This is a genomic window from Sediminicola sp. YIK13 (genome assembly GCF_001430825.1).
Taxonomy (GTDB): domain Bacteria; phylum Bacteroidota; class Bacteroidia; order Flavobacteriales; family Flavobacteriaceae; genus Sediminicola.
The window spans coordinates 53,848-71,162 of the sequence record NZ_CP010535.1 but is presented as its reverse complement, the minus strand read 5'-3'; the positions used below and the strand labels follow the sequence as shown (position 1 = coordinate 71,162).

Annotated in this window: 18 protein-coding genes; 16 read left to right on the top strand and 2 right to left on the bottom strand. The window is 36.2% G+C overall.

From position 1 onward, the window contains the following. Nucleotides 1–59 precede the first annotated feature (59 nt). Entirely contained in the window at nucleotides 60–1,127 is a 1,068-nt protein-coding gene (fbaA, locus tag SB49_RS00360) for a class II fructose-bisphosphate aldolase (protein WP_062052801.1), read from the top strand. Between the two features lie 34 nt (nucleotides 1,128–1,161). Next, nucleotides 1,162–2,028 (top strand): acetyl-CoA carboxylase, carboxyltransferase subunit beta, encoded by an 867-nt coding sequence (accD, locus tag SB49_RS00355; RefSeq protein ID WP_062052799.1) that lies wholly within the window; start codon nucleotides 1,162–1,164, stop codon nucleotides 2,026–2,028. A gap of 43 nt (nucleotides 2,029–2,071) precedes the next feature. Here accD and SB49_RS00350 read toward each other — a convergent pair whose 3' ends face one another. Continuing rightward, complete coding sequence (locus SB49_RS00350; RefSeq protein ID WP_062052797.1) at nucleotides 2,072–2,932, bottom strand: hypothetical protein; 861 nt, start codon at nucleotides 2,930–2,932, stop codon at nucleotides 2,072–2,074. A gap of 255 nt (nucleotides 2,933–3,187) precedes the next feature. Between SB49_RS00350 and rpsO the strand changes: the two genes are divergently transcribed. From rpsO to SB49_RS00335, 3 genes are all read left to right on the top strand, one after another. Beyond that, complete coding sequence (gene rpsO, locus SB49_RS00345) at nucleotides 3,188–3,457, top strand: 30S ribosomal protein S15 (protein WP_062052796.1); 270 nt, start codon at nucleotides 3,188–3,190, stop codon at nucleotides 3,455–3,457. 228 nt (nucleotides 3,458–3,685) lie between these two features. Next, entirely contained in the window at nucleotides 3,686–5,908 is a 2,223-nt protein-coding gene (locus tag SB49_RS00340; protein WP_062052794.1) for a polyribonucleotide nucleotidyltransferase, read from the top strand. A gap of 187 nt (nucleotides 5,909–6,095) precedes the next feature. Further along, nucleotides 6,096–6,959, top strand: coding sequence for a sigma-70 family RNA polymerase sigma factor (locus SB49_RS00335; protein WP_062052792.1), 864 nt, complete (start codon nucleotides 6,096–6,098; stop codon nucleotides 6,957–6,959). A gap of 230 nt (nucleotides 6,960–7,189) precedes the next feature. Here the strand turns inward: SB49_RS00335 and SB49_RS00330 are convergent, their stop codons facing one another. After that, nucleotides 7,190–7,591, bottom strand: a complete 402-nt coding sequence (locus SB49_RS00330) for a hypothetical protein (protein WP_062052790.1) — start codon at nucleotides 7,589–7,591, stop codon at nucleotides 7,190–7,192. A gap of 82 nt (nucleotides 7,592–7,673) precedes the next feature. On the opposite strand from SB49_RS00330, the gene xerA reads away from it, so the two are divergent. The 11 genes from xerA (at nucleotide 7,674) to SB49_RS00275 (ending at nucleotide 17,307) form a co-directional block, all read left to right on the top strand. Beyond that, entirely contained in the window at nucleotides 7,674–8,792 is a 1,119-nt protein-coding gene (xerA, locus tag SB49_RS00325; protein WP_062052789.1) for a site-specific tyrosine recombinase/integron integrase, read from the top strand. A 165-nt stretch (nucleotides 8,793–8,957) separates the two neighbouring features. Then, nucleotides 8,958–9,554, top strand: coding sequence for a hypothetical protein (locus SB49_RS00320; RefSeq protein ID WP_062052787.1), 597 nt, complete (start codon nucleotides 8,958–8,960; stop codon nucleotides 9,552–9,554). 204 nt (nucleotides 9,555–9,758) lie between these two features. Beyond that, nucleotides 9,759–10,805, top strand: a complete 1,047-nt coding sequence (locus SB49_RS00315; protein ID WP_062052785.1) for a hypothetical protein — start codon at nucleotides 9,759–9,761, stop codon at nucleotides 10,803–10,805. Between the two features lie 268 nt (nucleotides 10,806–11,073). Further along, entirely contained in the window at nucleotides 11,074–11,529 is a 456-nt protein-coding gene (locus SB49_RS00310; protein WP_062052783.1) for a YybH family protein, read from the top strand. A gap of 243 nt (nucleotides 11,530–11,772) precedes the next feature. Further along, nucleotides 11,773–12,345 carry a hypothetical protein gene (locus tag SB49_RS00305; RefSeq protein ID WP_145758334.1) on the top strand — a complete coding sequence of 191 codons (573 nt, stop codon included), beginning with the start codon at nucleotides 11,773–11,775 and terminating at the stop codon, nucleotides 12,343–12,345. A gap of 261 nt (nucleotides 12,346–12,606) precedes the next feature. Further along, entirely contained in the window at nucleotides 12,607–13,374 is a 768-nt protein-coding gene (locus tag SB49_RS00300; protein WP_062052779.1) for a DUF6090 family protein, read from the top strand. A gap of 160 nt (nucleotides 13,375–13,534) precedes the next feature. Further along, nucleotides 13,535–14,245 (top strand): hypothetical protein, encoded by a 711-nt coding sequence (locus tag SB49_RS00295; protein ID WP_145758333.1) that lies wholly within the window; start codon nucleotides 13,535–13,537, stop codon nucleotides 14,243–14,245. A gap of 179 nt (nucleotides 14,246–14,424) precedes the next feature. After that, the gene (locus SB49_RS00290) at nucleotides 14,425–15,024 is read left to right on the top strand and encodes an SMI1/KNR4 family protein (protein WP_062052775.1); all 600 of its coding nucleotides are present in this window, start codon (nucleotides 14,425–14,427) and stop codon (nucleotides 15,022–15,024) included. Nucleotides 15,025–15,561: 537 nt separating this feature from the next. Then, nucleotides 15,562–16,053: a hypothetical protein gene (locus SB49_RS00285; protein WP_062052773.1), complete on the top strand. Its 492-nt coding sequence runs from the start codon at nucleotides 15,562–15,564 to the stop codon at nucleotides 16,051–16,053. After that, a complete protein-coding gene (locus tag SB49_RS00280; protein WP_162254197.1) occupies nucleotides 16,016–16,618 on the top strand; it encodes a hypothetical protein in 603 nt (200 codons plus the stop codon). The genes SB49_RS00285 and SB49_RS00280 overlap by 38 nt, the downstream gene beginning before the upstream one ends. 218 nt (nucleotides 16,619–16,836) lie before the next feature. Beyond that, nucleotides 16,837–17,307 carry a hypothetical protein gene (locus SB49_RS00275; protein ID WP_062052769.1) on the top strand — a complete coding sequence of 157 codons (471 nt, stop codon included), beginning with the start codon at nucleotides 16,837–16,839 and terminating at the stop codon, nucleotides 17,305–17,307. The last annotated feature ends 8 nt before the right edge of the window (nucleotides 17,308–17,315 follow it).

Genomic DNA, 17,315 nt, shown 5'->3' with positions numbered 1-17,315 from the left:
AGCTAATAATTTTATTACTTTTGTGCATTCCAATCATAGAAACAAATACATAAAAAATTATGGCGCATAATATTAAACCAGGAGTTGCTACAGGTGATGAAGTACAAGCAATCTTTAACTACGCAAAAGAAAAAGGGTTTGCATTACCCGCAGTCAACGTAATTGGTTCTGACACTATCAATGGTGTTCTAGAAACCGCTGCCAGTTTAAATGCCCCAGTTATCATACAATTCTCTAATGGAGGAGCCCAGTTCAACGCTGGTAAAGGTTTGTCCAACGACGGACAAAAAGCAGCCATATTAGGTGCTGTGGCCGGTGCCAAGCATGTACATGAATTAGCTGAGGCTTACGGCGCTACCGTAATATTGCATACAGACCACTGTGCCAAGAAATTATTGCCTTGGATAGATGGCCTTTTGGATGCCAGTGAAAAACATTTTGTTGAAACAGGCAAGCCATTGTACAGCTCCCATATGATTGATCTTTCTGAGGAACCTCTTGAAGAGAATATCGAAATCTGCAAAAAATATCTTGCTAGAATGAGCAAGATGGGAATGACCTTGGAAATAGAATTGGGAATCACCGGTGGTGAGGAAGATGGTGTTGACAACACGGATGTGGATGATTCTAAATTGTACACCCAACCAGAAGAGGTGGCCTACGCTTATGAGGAGCTTTCCAAAATTAGCCCAAGATTCACTATTGCAGCTGCTTTTGGAAACGTGCATGGGGTTTACAAGCCAGGTAACGTAAAACTGACCCCAAAAATATTAAAGAACTCACAGGAGTATATCTCTAAAAAATACAACGTGGAGCACAATCACATCGATTTTGTATTCCATGGTGGTTCTGGATCTACAGTTGAAGAAATCCGTGAAGGTATCAGCTACGGTGTTATCAAAATGAACATTGATACAGATCTACAATACGCCTTCCTAACAGGGATCAGAGATTACATCCAAGGAAAAAAAGACTATTTACAATCACAGATCGGAAATCCAAACGGAGCGGACGAGCCCAACAAAAAGTATTACGACCCAAGAGTATGGTTGCGCGAAGGTGAAAAAACATTTGTTGAAAGATTGAAAAAAGCTTTTGAAGATTTAAATAACGTTAATACATTATAAGATCCGGTAACGGTCTAAATTAAATATTCAGCCTATGTCGTCTTGGTTTAAAAGAAAGGAAAAAGGAATACAGACTGCCACAGATCAGAAGAAGGACACCCCAAAAGGATTATGGTACAAATCTCCCACAGGTAAAATTGTAGAGGCAGATGAACTGGCCAAAAACTTTTATGTAAGTCCAGAAGATGATTATCACGTAAGGATCGGTAGCAAGGAATATTTTCAAATCTTGTTTGATGACAATACCTTCAAGGAATTGGACGCAAAATTGACATCCAAGGATCCTTTGAAGTTTGAGGATACCAAAAAGTATGTTGAAAGATTGAAAGCTGCACAGGCCAAAACAGGTCTGCAGGATGCCGTAAGAACGGCGGTAGGTAAATCTATGGGCAAGGATGTTGTGATCTGCTGTATGGATTTTGCCTTTATCGGTGGTTCCATGGGTAGTGTTGTGGGAGAAAAAATAGCAAGGGGAGTTGATTATTCCATCAAAAATAAATTACCCTTTGTCATGATCTCCAAGTCTGGTGGTGCCCGTATGATGGAAGCCGCCCTGTCTTTGATGCAATTGGCCAAAACATCGGCTAAACTAGCTCAATTGGCAGAAGCCGGACTACCTTATATTTCCTTATGTACAGATCCTACAACAGGAGGTACCACTGCATCCTATGCGATGTTGGGAGATATCAATATTTCAGAACCAGGTGCCTTAATTGGTTTTGCTGGCCCTAGAGTAGTAAAAGAAGCCACCGGAAAAGAATTGCCGGAAGATTTCCAAACTGCAGAATTTCTGAAGGAACACGGATTTTTAGATTTCATTGTACATAGAAGGGATCTCAAAAGAAAGATCAATCAGTACATAGATTTGATACAAAACAATCCCATTAGAAAACAAGCATAATAGAAAAGCCCTGATGAAACCATCAGGGCTTTTTTTATACCCTTTACCTGTTGAATCTTCTTAGGAAGATTTCCTCTTCATCCCCATTGGGATAGGTAAGCAGGCCTTTGGCATCACAACTACCATCACCAAAATCCAGACTGGCGGTAGCATCATTTTTAGAAAACTGCAATACCCCACTTACAATAAACCTACAGGACAGTTCCCGTCTTAAAGGGGCTACAGTTTCCTTGGAGAATACGTTCCCCATTTTACCGGTAAATGTACCCTGGCCAGAAATAAGGAACACATTATCTCCCCAAAAACCAGAACCAAAGCCTTCTATCCATTCCCTGGTCCTATTTCCCGTAAAGCTGGCGGTACTGCCATCGGGCCATTCCCCGCTGTAATTTGCAACGGCATCGGACTGTGGATTTCCATTTTCATTAGAACGCATTCTTACCAAACTGGAGCTTCCTTCCACAGCAACCCCATTAAAGGTGAAATTTTCAAGGGAGAGCGCAATGGTCTTGGTGGCCATGTCCATATCCTTCGCATAGCTCATAAAAATAATGCCACTTAGCAGATTTCCATTGGGCAGTTCACAGCCCTCCCCAAAATCGATAGTGGTTTCCCTGGAGGTACTGGTCACCACAGTGGTAACGGTTACACAATCTGGCAGATAATTGGAAGCATAATCGGCCTTAGAAGTTGCCTTAATTTCTTCGGTGGCATAAACATCTTCCCCGATATTGGATATTTCTTCCGAAATCAATTCCGCTTCATCGCTGGCCGTAAGTTCGGCCACATCAAAGGTTGCTTCCTCTGAAAATACCGGAGATTCATCTTTGGCACAGGAGGCCAATACCAATAATGCCATAAGCACTACGCCTGTTACATTCGAGATTTTGAGACTATTTTTCATTTTATTATATTTAATTGATTTACGTATGTCATGTGCAATTCGCGATTCCTTTGCTAGCTAACTGGTACGATCGTTTGTCGCTGCTTCCACTATAACATTTTCTTAACGTTTGGTATTAGGACGCCCGTTTTTTGAAAAAGTTTAATCTGTGTCCTAAAAAATATATTGGATGCGGACAGATTCTAAAAAAAAGTCTATCTTTGCGCCCTGGTTGAAAATCAATCACATACATAAAAATCATTAAATAATATTGGAATGTATTTAACTAAGGAAGTAAAGGCAGAGATCTTTAAAAAACACGGCGAATCTGAGAAGAACACAGGTTCAGCAGAAGGACAAATCGCTTTGTTCACACACAGAATCAACCATTTAACTGAGCACTTAAAAAGAAACCGTAAGGATTTCAACACTGAGCGTTCCCTAGTTATGTTGGTAGGTAAAAGAAGAAGCCTATTAGATTATTTGATCAAAAAGGATATCACAAGATATCGTGCTATTATCAAAGAATTGAACATCAGAAAATAATTTTAAAAGGGGAAGCTAAGCTTCCCCTTTTTTATAGGTTGACTTCAACACTGAAGAAAACCCAATACAACATCCTCAAAATCAATTATTTGAGGCGAAACAAAAAGCTTGCAAATAGTTTTTCATTGGTCCAACACACAACAACAACACAACAACACAGTCCGTCTAGGTAAGACGAAAAGACCATTGTTTAACTAATCTGTAATTCGCAGGTTCTAATTAAAATTTATGATTCCAAAAGTTTTTAAAGAGGTCATTGACCTTGGGGACGGTAGGGAAATTTCTATCGAAACCGGAAAATTGGCAAAACAGGCCCATGGTTCTGTTGTTGTCCAGTCAGGAAAATGTATGTTATTATGTACAGTTGTTTCCAACTACAAACAAAGCGATGTTGATTTTCTACCTTTAACCGTAGATTATCGTGAAAAATTCGCAGCTTCTGGTCGTTATCCAGGAGGTTTCTTCAAGAGAGAAGCAAGACCAAGTGATGGAGAGGTATTGACCATGAGGTTGGTTGACCGTGTTCTTCGTCCTTTGTTCCCAAAAGATTACCACGCTGAAACCCAGGTGATGATCCAATTAATGTCTCATGACGATGACGTTATGCCAGAAGCAATGGCCGGTTTGGCAGCTTCAGCGGCAATACAACTTTCAGATTTTCCTTTTGAATGTGCCATCTCTGAAGCAAGAGTAGGTCGTGTAAACGGAGAATTCATCATCAACCCTACAAGGGCACAGTTAAAAGAATCTGATATCGATATGATGATCGGAGCTTCTGCTGACTCTGTGATGATGGTAGAAGGTGAGATGAAAGAAATTAGTGAAGAAGAAATGGTGGAAGCCATTAAATTCGCTCATGACCACATCAAAATACAATGTGCTGCCCAATTGAGACTTGCCGAAGCATTTGGCAAGAAAGAAGTACGTGAGTACGATACCGAAAGGGAAGACGAAGAATTGGCTCAAAAAATTCATGATATGGCCTATGATAAGGTCTATGCAGTAGCAAAAGCCGGATCTGCCAAGCATGAACGTAGCGCTTCTTTTCAAGAGATCAAGGAAGAAATAAAAGCCACTTTTTCTGAAGAGGAAATGGCCGATTTTGGAGCTTTGGTTTCCAAATATTATTCAAAAGCAGAGAAAGCCGCTATCCGTGACCTTACCTTAAATGAAGGTCTTCGTTTGGACGGAAGAAAGACTGACGAGATCAGACCTATCTGGTGTGAGGTAGATTACCTACCTTCTACCCACGGTTCTGCCATCTTTACAAGAGGTGAGACCCAGGCTTTGGCCACGGTAACGCTTGGTACTTCTAGAGAAGCCAACAAAATAGATATGCCATCTTACGAAGGTGAGGAGACATTCTACCTACATTATAATTTCCCTCCTTTCTGTACCGGTGAGGCAAGACCTTTGCGTGGTACTTCAAGAAGAGAAGTAGGACATGGTAACTTGGCCCAACGCGCTTTAAAAGGAATGATCCCTGCGGATTGTCCTTATACCGTACGTGTTGTTTCCGAGGTATTGGAATCTAACGGTTCTTCTTCCATGGCAACGGTTTGTGCCGGAACTATGGCGTTAATGGATGCCGGGGTACAATTGACTAAACCAGTATCTGGTATTGCCATGGGATTGATTTCTGGTGGTGACACAGGTAAATATGCTGTTCTCTCCGATATCTTGGGTGATGAAGATCACTTGGGGGATATGGACTTTAAAGTAACCGGAACTGCAGACGGGATCACCGCTTGCCAGATGGATATTAAAGTAAAAGGATTGTCTTACGAAATTCTTGTAAATGCATTAAAGCAGGCACAAGCAGGTCGTATCCATATCCTTGGAAAGCTTACGGAAACTATTGCTGCACCAAACGAAGATGTGAAACCACATTCTCCAAAAATGGTAACGCGTACTATTCCTAATGAATTCATTGGTGCCTTGATCGGACCAGGTGGAAAAGTGATCCAAGAACTTCAAAAAGAAACAGGTTGTACCATTGTTATCAATGAAGATCCTGTTACCGAAGAAGGAATTGTTGAAATTTTGGGAACAAATCAGGATGGTATTGATGCTGTATTGGCAAAAATTGATTCCTTGATGTTCAAACCAGCTGTAGGTAGCGTTTACGAAGTAAAGGTTATTAAGATGCTCGATTTTGGTGCTGTTGTAGAATATATGGATGCCCCAGGGAACGAAGTATTGTTGCACGTATCAGAATTGGCTTGGGAACGCACAGAAAATGTATCCGATGTGGTAAACATGGGTGACGTATTTGATGTGAAATATTTTGGAGTGGATCCTAGGACCAGAAAAGATAAGGTTTCCCGTAAGGCATTATTGCCAAAACCAGAAGGTTTCAAAGAAAGACCACCACGTGAAGATCGTGGGAACGATAGAAGAGGAAGTGACCGACGTGGTAGCGATAGAGATCGCAAGCCAAGAAGGGACTAAGACTCCATCTATTTAGATAAATGTAAAGCCCCAACGGATCCCGTTGGGGCTTTTTACGTTTAAAAGCGGGTATTTTGACCGAAATATGAAATTAATATCAATTAATTGTAACATTTCTAGTTTTTCAACGTATAATCTTATGCAGTCTTTGTATTGCACATCTAATTTTTAGAAAGGAAAAACCTAAATGAGACAGCTTAAGATTACAAAACAGGTTACCAACAGGGAAACCGCCTCCTTGGACAAATACTTGCAAGAAATTGGCAAAGTAGACCTTATTACAGCAGATGAAGAAGTAGAATTGGCACAACGTATCAAGGCCGGTGACCAGGCCGCACTTGAGAAATTGACCAAGGCAAACCTTCGTTTTGTCGTTTCTGTTGCCAAGCAATATCAAAACCAAGGCCTTACCCTACCCGATTTGATCAATGAGGGGAATTTGGGATTGATCAAGGCTGCACAGCGTTTTGACGAAACAAGGGGTTTTAAATTTATCTCCTATGCTGTTTGGTGGATTCGTCAGTCCATTCTACAGGCATTGGCAGAACAGTCGCGTATAGTGCGTTTGCCATTGAACAAAATTGGTTCTATCAACAAGATCAACAAAACCTTTGCTTTCTTGGAGCAGGCTCACGAAAGACAGCCTTCTGCAGAAGAGATCGCAAAAGAATTGGATATGACTGTTGAGGACGTAAAACAATCTTTAAAGAATTCTGGCCGTCACGTATCCATGGATGCTCCTTTGATTGATGGGGAAGATTCTAACCTTTACGATGTATTGCGTAGTGGGGAGTCTCCAAATCCTGACAGGGAATTGTTGCATGAATCTTTGCGTACGGAAATAGAGCGTGCATTGGAAACCTTAACACCAAGGGAAGCGGATGTGATCCGTTTGTACTTTGGTCTTGCAGGACAGCATTCTATGACCTTGGAAGAAATTGGAGAGACTTTTGACCTTACAAGGGAACGCGTTCGCCAGATCAAGGAAAAGGCGATCAGAAGATTAAAACACACTTCTAGAAGCAAGATTTTAAAAACATATTTGGGCTAGCCCAAGGCAACGTTACAATCTTACCACCGCCCTATTGGTGTCTTGGTAATTTAGTTGTAATTTGCATACCATAACAACAGTTATCATGACTGTTCGTTTTTTGATTGATGAATAAACTCCGGCTGATTACCGGAGTTTTTTTGTTTTAGGACTTTTTCACAAGTCCATGATTTATTCAGTTATCGGTTCTTTTGCCGGTAATTTATCAACTGACACATCCTTTTTATTTTTCAGGAAGTTGCTTTGGCTTTTGGGGGTTTCATATATTCCTGCAAAAGTACCAGGACATATTTATCCCTTCCCCTATCGTTTCTTTTTAAAAATCCGTATTCATACACAAATAGATACACATCCCCCTTTTTATTTTTCCAGTAATGGGTAAAAAAATTGGGATCGAACCCTTCCTTCAACAACACTTCGGACCGTACTTTGGCCATCCCGGATTTGTTGTAGCCTTTTAGGATGGACCTGTTCTTTTTCAATTGGCTATCGATTTGCCTGAACAACGTACCCCCTGTAGTTTTGGTGACTTGGTATTGGTGGGCACTTTTGCAATAGACATCGCAATAGCGCTTATCCTTCCTTCCGGTCAATTCCTTTTGGCAACTTTTACACCTCCTGACATTTTCCATTACCAGTATATTATTCGAATAATATACGCATAATATACCGTAACAACTTCTATATCAGCTACTTTTTCATAAAAGATCATTAATGGACCGATTAAAAAACATCACCTTAAAACATCTTGTCATTGGTGAACAGCGCCGGATTGGACTTCAGTTCTACTCGGACAAGGTATTGAATGCCATGGCCCAGAGCTTACCGGACATTTCTTTCAGCAATGAATACCAACTGTTCCACATCCCCCATACCAAGGACCACCTCGGCCAGATCTTTAAAACCTTTAGAGGGGTGGCCTGGTTGAACTGTGCCCATTTTTTCGAGAAACTACCTACGGGGAAACAGGAACAAAAAGCGACATCCCACCAAATAGACAGAATAAGGATACAAACTATTTGTCCGCCTGAATATTTACAGAAACTGGAACTGAAAATGTACGCAGAAAACACTATATGCACCTATATTTCCTGTTTTGAACAGTTCCTCAAGGCCCATGCAGGAACGGATCCCCAACAATTGCACGAAGGGGACATACGCTCCTACCTTCACTCCCTGGTCAGGGAAGGCAAATCCCATTCCTATGTCAACCAGGCCATCAATAGCATTAAATTCTACTACGAAATTGTCCTGGGGCTGCCCAATAGATTCTATAGTATTGAACGGCCTCGTAAAAAAAGAAAACTGCCTTCGGTCCTATCAAAACAAGAAGTGGCGGACATGATAAAAACTACCAAAAACATGAAACACAGGGCCATTTTGGGCCTTCTATACGCCTCTGGTCTGCGAAGGGGAGAAGTCCTGAACCTTAAGATAAAGGATATAGACAGTGACCGCATGATGATAAAGGTGACCCAGGGCAAAGGGAACAAGGACAGATATACGGTATTGAGCAAAAGTGTGCTCGGGGACCTGAGATCCTATTATTCCTATACCAAGCCGCTGCATTATTTGTTTGAAGGCCCCAATGGCAGGCCCTATAGCGGTTCCAGTATTTTACAAGTAGTGTACCAGGCTGCGTCCAGAGCAGGAATCCAAAGAAAAGTGACCCCACATATGCTAAGGCATAGTTTTGCCACCCACCTCTTGGAAAATGGCACTGACCTGCGTTATATTCAGTTGTTGTTGGGACACGGTTCTACCAAGACCACAGAAATATATACCTATGTAGCCACAAATTCTTTCAAAGATATCGAGGATTTACTACCTTAGGACAAAATAAACATAAAGTGGATAACCTCACTTTACCCAAACGTTAGCTGTAATTTGAAGAATATATTTCTATACATAATCTTATTAATTCTTCTTTCCTGTACAGATGATATCCAAAAGGATGATTTGTTAGGGAAGTGGTATAGAATTGAGCGAAACAGTTTTATGTCCTTCGAATTTAGAAAGGATAGTCTTATTTCAAATTCTAGTCTTTATTCAGAAAAAGCAATTTGGTCTATTTCTGGAAACCAAATTATTATTAATGACCCTGATCAAAATAACAAACTCGATCTGAGAATTTCCGAGGATAAGAAGTCATTTACTCTTCAAAAGAAGGGAGACCAAGACTGGAATATAATGTTTAAAAAAGCCGATAGTTTTATTGACTATTTCCAAAATACTCAAGGAATTCACTTACCAACAAAAAATGATTCAACCTTATCCAGGACTTCATGGCAAAAGGGGTTCAATATATACCTATGTAAGAAAAAAAGCCCTTTAAATGTATCGACTGACTTTTCAAAAGGAATCGCTAATATTAAATCGGATTTTGAAAAGTTTAGAGACAATCAGCCACCCGAATTTTATGATGACTTGAAAATTTTTGTATTTGCCGACAAAGACCTTCTTCATAATGAAATGGTGAATGTAATAGCTGAATTAAACAATGGTAATTTAAATCCAATGTTTAGGGTGTACAAAACAAAAATCCCTGATTATTCAAAAGCGGGAATATACTGGATAACCGAAATAATAAAATAAACTACAGCTAACAAGGGCTATAATCCATTATTTAGCTTATTTACTACAATTCAAAACTTTTCGTACATTAGACCGGCATGATTCCAGGCTCGATTTGATTGACATCAAATCTCAACAACGGAATCATAGCCTAAACGTTAGCCTTCATTATCTAAAATCTCGCTATCAACTTAATTACCATACCTTTAGATAAACTAACCATCAATGATAAAATTCTTTAGGAAAATTCGCCAAAAATTATTAGACGAAAATAAATTGAGTAAATATCTTCTTTACGCCATTGGAGAAATTATACTTGTTATAATTGGAATATTAATAGCGCTTTTTATAAACAATAAAAACGAAGTTCGAATGGTTGAAAATAAATTCATTACAAACCTTTTACAGGTTCAAAAGGAACTTGAATTAAATATTGAAAACACAAACAGCAGCATAAATTATTATTTAACCAAGGACAATCTAATAGCATCTGTAATGGCTGATTCTTTGACTACTAAAGATTACTATTCAGATATGAAGAACATAAACATAAAGCCTTCAAAAGGCCAAGGGTTGTGTTATATAATCTTCAATACAACACAAGTAAATACTCTAAATAATCGTGTTGTTAAGTTGAATCAAAATACTGATAAGCTACCCAATGAATTTTATCCAATTCTTGAAGAAATAAATAAAATTTATTCTCAATTTAGAACTATAGTAATGGATTGGAATGCAAAAATGCTCACTTTAGAAAACTCAAATATTGCCAAGTTTAGTGATAATTACAATTGGTTTAACAAGGTTTATTATTTTGAAAAATCAAATTCAGAAGCATTTGAGTACTTTGTAAATGACCCAATATATAAAAACTTAGTATCACAGTATTCCTTTTTATCCGAAGAACATTTTAAATCCATAAAAACTTTTAGAAATGAGGGAATCAAATTACACACAGCCATTTCTGACTTTCTGAGACTGGAAGCTAAAACAGATTCAATATCTAATAAATTTATTCTAGATAAAGAATTATTAGACTGCTACGCTGGAAAGTATTCATTTGGTTCTGACTCGTATTTTGAAATAACAATAAAAAACAATAAATTATTTTTATCCTATGAATTTGAAAATCTGGAACTTACAGATATATCTGAAACTAAATTTGTAGGAGTTGATAATGATTTCTCAATAACATTTGAGAACACTAATAATTGTATTTCCAATAGTTTCATTTTTCAGCAAGACGGAGTGTCTTACAAATTTATTAAATGAAATAAAAATAATAACGAAAGGCTAACAACATGTATAATTAATTGCTTGTGCAAGTGCTTATTCGGAAAATTCCTATGGAATTTTCGGAGACAGTTATTGTTTACTAAATTAGGTGCTGACCACCGCACTAATCATACACAAACCGTTGTGCTTCATTACAATCAACCAAATCATGTTTTGGAGCCATTTAATAACAATAAGCCGAGAGCTTTTAACTTACATTGAGAAAGAATTCGAATAGTTTTAATAAACCACAAAATTTTTCAACATGAAAACAAAACTACTTACACTTTTAACTTTTTTTTCCCTCTTATCAATAACTTTAACCCATGCGCAAGAAAGCAGCTTAGGAAAGGACGTTAGGGAAGTGCTTGATCAATACGGGAGTGCTGTGGGCAGTAAATCATTCTCAAAGATGGCAGACTGCTTCCACGACGATGCGATGATCTTACCGGAGGGGAAACCAATTGTTAAAGGCCGTAAAGAAATCATAGAAAGTTTCAAATGGTTTGAATCCCTTGACTTTGCTGAACAGTTCATCATTGAAGAAGTAATCACGGCAGGTGAATATAGTATCGCCCGAACTAGAAATATAGGAAGCTGGAAAGATCCAAAGACGGCTGAAAGTGGAAACTTTGAAGTGAAAGGATTGCTGATATTAAAACCCGATCAAAATGGGGATTTAAAGATTTACAGGTATATGTTCAATAATAATGGAAAATAAGTATTCCTGCCATAAATGTAATAGGATACATTACTAGTTTAAGGTAAAAACGAAATAATATGTAAAGTATGTAATAATGAATTTTAAAAATAACGAAAGCACAACATTGTGTATAAGCAGTAGCGGTTTGAGTGCCAACTCGAACTGTTTTTGTGTAAATTAAAGTATATTGAAAACCGAAAAGCAGTTGCGTTAAATCCGCTACTGCTCATACACGAGACCGTTGTAAGACATTTAGAAAATTTGAAACGATTACTATATTTAATTTTACTACTTGTAGTTTCCTGCTCGAGCATATCTCAATTGCCAAGACCTGAAATACAATCAGAAATTTTATCCTCCAAATTGAATTCAAATGGAATTGCAGCTATTAATCCAAATTATAAAAAATCATATTTTAGACTCTTACCTTACTTATTTTTTAATGAAAGTGGCACTTTTAATGAAATTCAAGGTGATTTTTATAATGTAAAATTCAATGTCAATTCTAACTTAAATATAATGCCAGGATTTTGGAGTGATTATGGAAATTACCAAAATTCTTTAATAGTCCTAATAGCAATGAGTGGGTCATCAACGTTACCAATAAAAGATACACCTATATCTGTTGAATCAAGTAAACATGGAGTTTTTGAAAAGAAGAAATTGATTGGAAATAGTCAGATTAATAAATCACAACAACGAGTTTTATTTGTAAAAAAGCTTGAATTGGAAAATCCATTTGATATTCTGAATAAAATTAATGATGACGTAATAACTGTTAAGATTGGTGGACAGGTTTATACATTCTTAAACCCTGAAATTAAACTGGATTAAAACGTTTTACAACAAAACCTAAACGTAATGCGGAGGTTAGTCCTAAACCGTAAGGTCTGTGTATATTTATGAAGTCGCTAAATCTTATGGATTTAGCTATGGACAAGAAAAAATAAAACTAAACAATAAGCTTTAGCTTAGTGCGCAGACGGAAACTTAATGTTTCCTTATTTCCGCACTACGCTTAGCTCAAGCGTTGTCCTTCATTATACGGACTTCCCAATTTAAATAATATCATATCTTTAAAGAAACTAACCACTAATGATTAAATTCTTTCGAAAAATTAGACAAAACTTGCTTTCAGAGGGAAAAACTGAAAAGTATTTGAAATATGCTGTGGGAGAAATTATTCTTGTTGTCATTGGAATTTTGATTGCATTATCAATCAATAATTGGAATGAAAATCGGAAAAAAATTGCTCAGGAACAATCCATTCTTGAAAGACTACAAGCAGATATAACATCAGATTTAATTGACATTACATCACAAATGGGTACCATTAAAGAGAACACAAAACAATTGAGTTTTTGTGTAGATGTCATTCTTGGAAATTCAGAATCTAACCTATTGGACTTTCGAAAAAATTTTAGCCCCATACTTAGTTTAACTTTCTTCGACCAAAACAAAACAACATTCAACAATATTGTTTCATCGGAACAAATAGAAGTTATTAAAAACAAAAAGCTGGCAGATTCTATTACTAAATATTACAATTTTAATTATAAAGGCTGGGATACAGCAATGCTGGATTATACCAGAAATATAATTGCTCCTTTTATGTTAAATTTTGATCACATGCCATTAGCAAGTGAAGGAACCGAAAATGAGAATTTTACAAAAATTGATATTAATAATTCTAAGATTATTCCAAAAACCATAAAGGATTATCAAGAGGAGGTGTTTATTTTAAATAGCTTAAGACAAAAGATATATAATATGGAAGGACAGCAACTGGCCTACGAAAATTTAAAAATTTACATGGGGAAATTACTTAAACAATTAAATAACGAACTTGAATATCAAAAATAACGAAAGCACAACACCGTTTATAATTAATTGCTTGGTTCACTGCCGACTTACGAAAATTCCGCTGGAATTTTCTATCTGTGATTTGTTTGCTAACCTTAAGGCTTAACCACGCAAATAACCATACACAACAACGTTGTGGTTAATTATTAAATAAAAAATAATGGACTTGTCTAAAATAAAATTGTTGATAATTTGTTCCATGATCCTTGCAGGCAATATTATAGTTGGGCAAGACAAAAACCAGCCAAAAGAATTATTTGGCCATTTTGTTATAAAAATGAATCATGTAGTAACGCAAAAATATGCCGATATGCTGATCGAAAGGGAGGCCAATAACGATAAAAGATGGAGCGTAAATACATCAGGACCATTACCGCCTTCACCTCCACCACCAGCTGTATTTAACCGAAAAAAAAGCATTCACTTTTCTATTCAGCCGGGATATTTCACCCACTACACCATTACCGACGAATTCGATAATGACTCAACTATAACCGATGGAATTTCAAAAATTCGAAGGATTGACAGAGTCAATAACAAACAAGTTACTTTCGAACCATTATGGTTTGAAATGAGCGGGGAATACGACATAGTATATAAAGATGACAACAGCTTTCAATTGATAGAAGAGAATAAAGATAAAAAAAGGCAAATATGTAATTTTGAATGCTACCAAATTATTTTGAGAAATATAAATAATCCCAATTATGTTATAGAGATGTACGTTACTGAAAAAGTAGATGTTGAATACCATCCTATTTTTAATTCAAAAAAATATTTAGCTAAGTATTATCCATTGTACATAAAATATTACGATCCAAATTTTCCGAATGACAACTATGAGGAGTATAAATTTTATAAATACAAATAACTGTTTACAACATTGGCTATAATTCATTGTGGTACCATGCAAAAAACAATAATATTAACCAGCAAGCGGCGTGATTTCATAAGTGGGAAAGTCTACGACGTTCCCCACAACGAAATCATAGCCTAGGCGTTGTAATACATTTTAAAAAACTAAATCCCTAAAAAAGAACTCAAAAGAATATGATAAAAATCGGAAGTTTACTATTGGTTTTACTCCTATTCATTTCTTGCGGTTTAAAGAATGAAAAATCTGAACAGATCTCTACAACAGAAGATCAAATGAAAGAATTGATAGCAATATTATCTTCAGATTCTAAACCGCATAAAGAAATTGGACCAAAATTATCCGATTCTGAAATTCAAGAAGTGGAAAATGCACTTGAATTAGAACTTCCACCTTCCTATAAAATATTTTTAAAAGAATTTGGTAATGGCGCATATTGGCTATATATGAATGCCATAGATGATGTTAAACAAAAAAACTTTTTGAATAAATACCGCAAAGATTTAGGGAAAACGATTCATTTAGTCGGAGGAAAAGAATATGAAGTGGATTCACTTCTTTGCTTAATGACAGAGGATTCGAACGGCGGAGCTTGGGTTTGGTTGACATCTGAAAATTCAGAAAGCGGAGAATGGCCACTAGCGTACTATAGTTTGAGCGATAAAAAACTTCATTACAAAGTTGACAATTTTATCGAATGGTTAAGACTTCTCACGAAGGGTAAATATGAAGTGATTCGTGAACTTGATCTGGACGGAAAATTAGGCCTAGGCTAATAATTTTCTTGAAAAGGGAAATGAAAAACGTATTACAACAACGTGTATAATTAATTGCTGCGGAATTTCCTCGCAGGAAATTCACTTGAATTAATTAACTTGCCAATACGTTGGGAAAATCCTAACGGATTTCCCGCAACTAACCATACACGAACCGTTAGCGCCAATGGTGCAATAAAAAATAAGGCATTACGGAGGGTTACGTTAAATGAAAATTTAGACTTTGGCTCGGGCAAAGCTGATCCTTTTTAAATTGCCTTACCAATCTGTACGCAAGCAGTACGCACTCACCCCCTAGTTTGACCTGTAAAAGGCAATTTATAAAAGGTGTAAGAGCGTTAAGTTATCATAACGCCTTCATATCGGCCTGGGCAACACCAAGGGCGCTAACAAGGCCTATAATCCATTGTTTAGCGTATTTACTACAAATCAAAAGTTTTCGTACATTAGTCCGGCATGATCCCAAGCTCGATTTGATTGACATCAAATCTCAACAACGGAAACTAGCCTAAACGTTGTAAAAAATTATATCAAAACTTGAACCAACCTAACAAATACGAAGCTCCTTTTAATAATAAGGATTTGAAGATTATTAAATCTAAAAGTGAAAAAGCAAATATTGCTTGGTTTATTTTTTCTATTATAATGGCTTTCCTTTCATATGGCTTTCTTATTAAGCCAGGTTTTGGTTTTGTAGAATTTCTAATTTATTTATTTTTTCTAATATCTCTTTTACCTTATACCCGTTTTTTTTACACAAGTCCTACTGAAAGAGATATAAAAGATAGAGTAAAGGTGTTTACAGAATTGAAAATAAAACACAAAAAAAGGTATTGGGGAGATGATCCAGTTTTTGAAATAGAATTTGAGGAAAACCCCGACTTTTATAAATATAAACTACTAGAAGAAGATTTTGACAAAGTACATGTTGGGGATTTGATTTACATAGAATACTCAAAATATGGTCGCTGGATTCTAAAAATAGAATGGAATGACCAAGACATTGAAAACCCTTATTATGTCAAGTAACATTTCTCCCGAAAGAAGAAAAAGAATATCTAAAAATTTTTGGAAGAAATTATTTAACATGGTAATTCTCTTTATATTTTTTTTGATGTTAATCTTCACACCATTTGCCTTTATAAACGTCAAGGAGAAATCACTATACTTAAGGCATAAAAAAGAATTCATCAAAAAGAAAGTCAAGATAGATTCGATTTACATCCATGACGGAGATACAAGGCATAATACAAAACTTCGAATCTTTGATATTTACTATAATAATAATCAAGATATGATTAGCTTAACCGATTATAGAACTACAGTATTTTCTTTAAAACAAGAAAGGGAAGATTTTAAAGACTTTTGGAAAATATATGTTTCCCACACCCCATTTTTTGCTCCAAGAAATGATTCTATTTGGGTATGGCGTCATGCTGAACTAAAGGACAGATACGCAATAAAAACGGAATTAAATCTTGATACATCAGGGTTTTTATCGGAAATTGTTTTGAATATTATTATGATAATAGTTGTAATATCTGGTGCTACATGGCAAATTAAAGAATGGATAAAATTAAAAAGTAAAAAATAACTATTTACAACAAGGGTTATAATCCATTGTTTAGCTTATTTACTACAATTCAAAAGTTTTCGTACTTTAGTCCGGCATGATCCCAAGCTCGATTTGATTAACATCAAATCTCAACAACGGAATCATAGCCTAAGCGTTGTACAAAATGGAAGAATAAAATTAAACTTAAACAAAGACATATCTTAAATCTATTTAACAATAAAAACAAATTTAAACTTATGAAACCAGTAACTGCGAACAAGGTAGCTCAGGAAATTTTAAGAAAAGGAAAAATTGAAGATGCTCAAGCTAAAATTAAAATCGCACAAATTATCTTCTTTATAATCTCAACGATTAATTTAATGACAGGAGTAGGTCTCTATCTCTACGCCAAAGAATTCTCCAAAGAAGATCCTTTTCAAGAAATGATGCGCTCTTCTATAATTTATGTAGCCATATTTTCAATTATTATTGGATTGATCTACATAGGTTTTGGATTATTATTAAAGAAGTATCCAAAACAAATAATAATTGCGGGCATAACTATCATACTTTTAAAAATAAGCTACAGTTTATATAGCAGTAATTTCAAGCTCGAAATTGGTTTGGAGTTTATATTGGAAATAATCTTTCTTGCGGGTTTACTTTTGTCATTTCATTTCTACAATCAATACAAGAAATTATCTTCGGAAGTGGATTTAATAAAATAATTCATATC

Bases quoted from the DNA above. Each gene is read 5' to 3' on its own strand.
- fbaA (WP_062052801.1), top strand. From the start codon at position 60: ATGGCGCATAATATTAAACCAGGAGTTGCTACAGGTGATGAAGTACAA.
- accD (WP_062052799.1), top strand. From the start codon at position 1,162: ATGTCGTCTTGGTTTAAAAGAAAGGAAAAAGGAATACAGACTGCCACA.
- SB49_RS00350 (WP_062052797.1), bottom strand. From the start codon at position 2,932: ATGAAAAATAGTCTCAAAATCTCGAATGTAACAGGCGTAGTGCTTATG.
- rpsO (WP_062052796.1), top strand. From the start codon at position 3,188: ATGTATTTAACTAAGGAAGTAAAGGCAGAGATCTTTAAAAAACACGGC.
- SB49_RS00340 (WP_062052794.1), top strand. From the start codon at position 3,686: ATGATTCCAAAAGTTTTTAAAGAGGTCATTGACCTTGGGGACGGTAGG.
- SB49_RS00335 (WP_062052792.1), top strand. From the start codon at position 6,096: ATGAGACAGCTTAAGATTACAAAACAGGTTACCAACAGGGAAACCGCC.
- SB49_RS00330 (WP_062052790.1), bottom strand. From the start codon at position 7,591: ATGGAAAATGTCAGGAGGTGTAAAAGTTGCCAAAAGGAATTGACCGGA.
- xerA (WP_062052789.1), top strand. From the start codon at position 7,674: ATGGACCGATTAAAAAACATCACCTTAAAACATCTTGTCATTGGTGAA.
- SB49_RS00320 (WP_062052787.1), top strand. From the start codon at position 8,958: ATGTCCTTCGAATTTAGAAAGGATAGTCTTATTTCAAATTCTAGTCTT.
- SB49_RS00315 (WP_062052785.1), top strand. From the start codon at position 9,759: ATGATAAAATTCTTTAGGAAAATTCGCCAAAAATTATTAGACGAAAAT.
- SB49_RS00310 (WP_062052783.1), top strand. From the start codon at position 11,074: ATGAAAACAAAACTACTTACACTTTTAACTTTTTTTTCCCTCTTATCA.
- SB49_RS00300 (WP_062052779.1), top strand. From the start codon at position 12,607: ATGATTAAATTCTTTCGAAAAATTAGACAAAACTTGCTTTCAGAGGGA.
- SB49_RS00295 (WP_145758333.1), top strand. From the start codon at position 13,535: ATGGACTTGTCTAAAATAAAATTGTTGATAATTTGTTCCATGATCCTT.
- SB49_RS00290 (WP_062052775.1), top strand. From the start codon at position 14,425: ATGATAAAAATCGGAAGTTTACTATTGGTTTTACTCCTATTCATTTCT.
- SB49_RS00280 (WP_162254197.1), top strand. From the start codon at position 16,016: ATGACCAAGACATTGAAAACCCTTATTATGTCAAGTAACATTTCTCCC.
- SB49_RS00275 (WP_062052769.1), top strand. From the start codon at position 16,837: ATGAAACCAGTAACTGCGAACAAGGTAGCTCAGGAAATTTTAAGAAAA.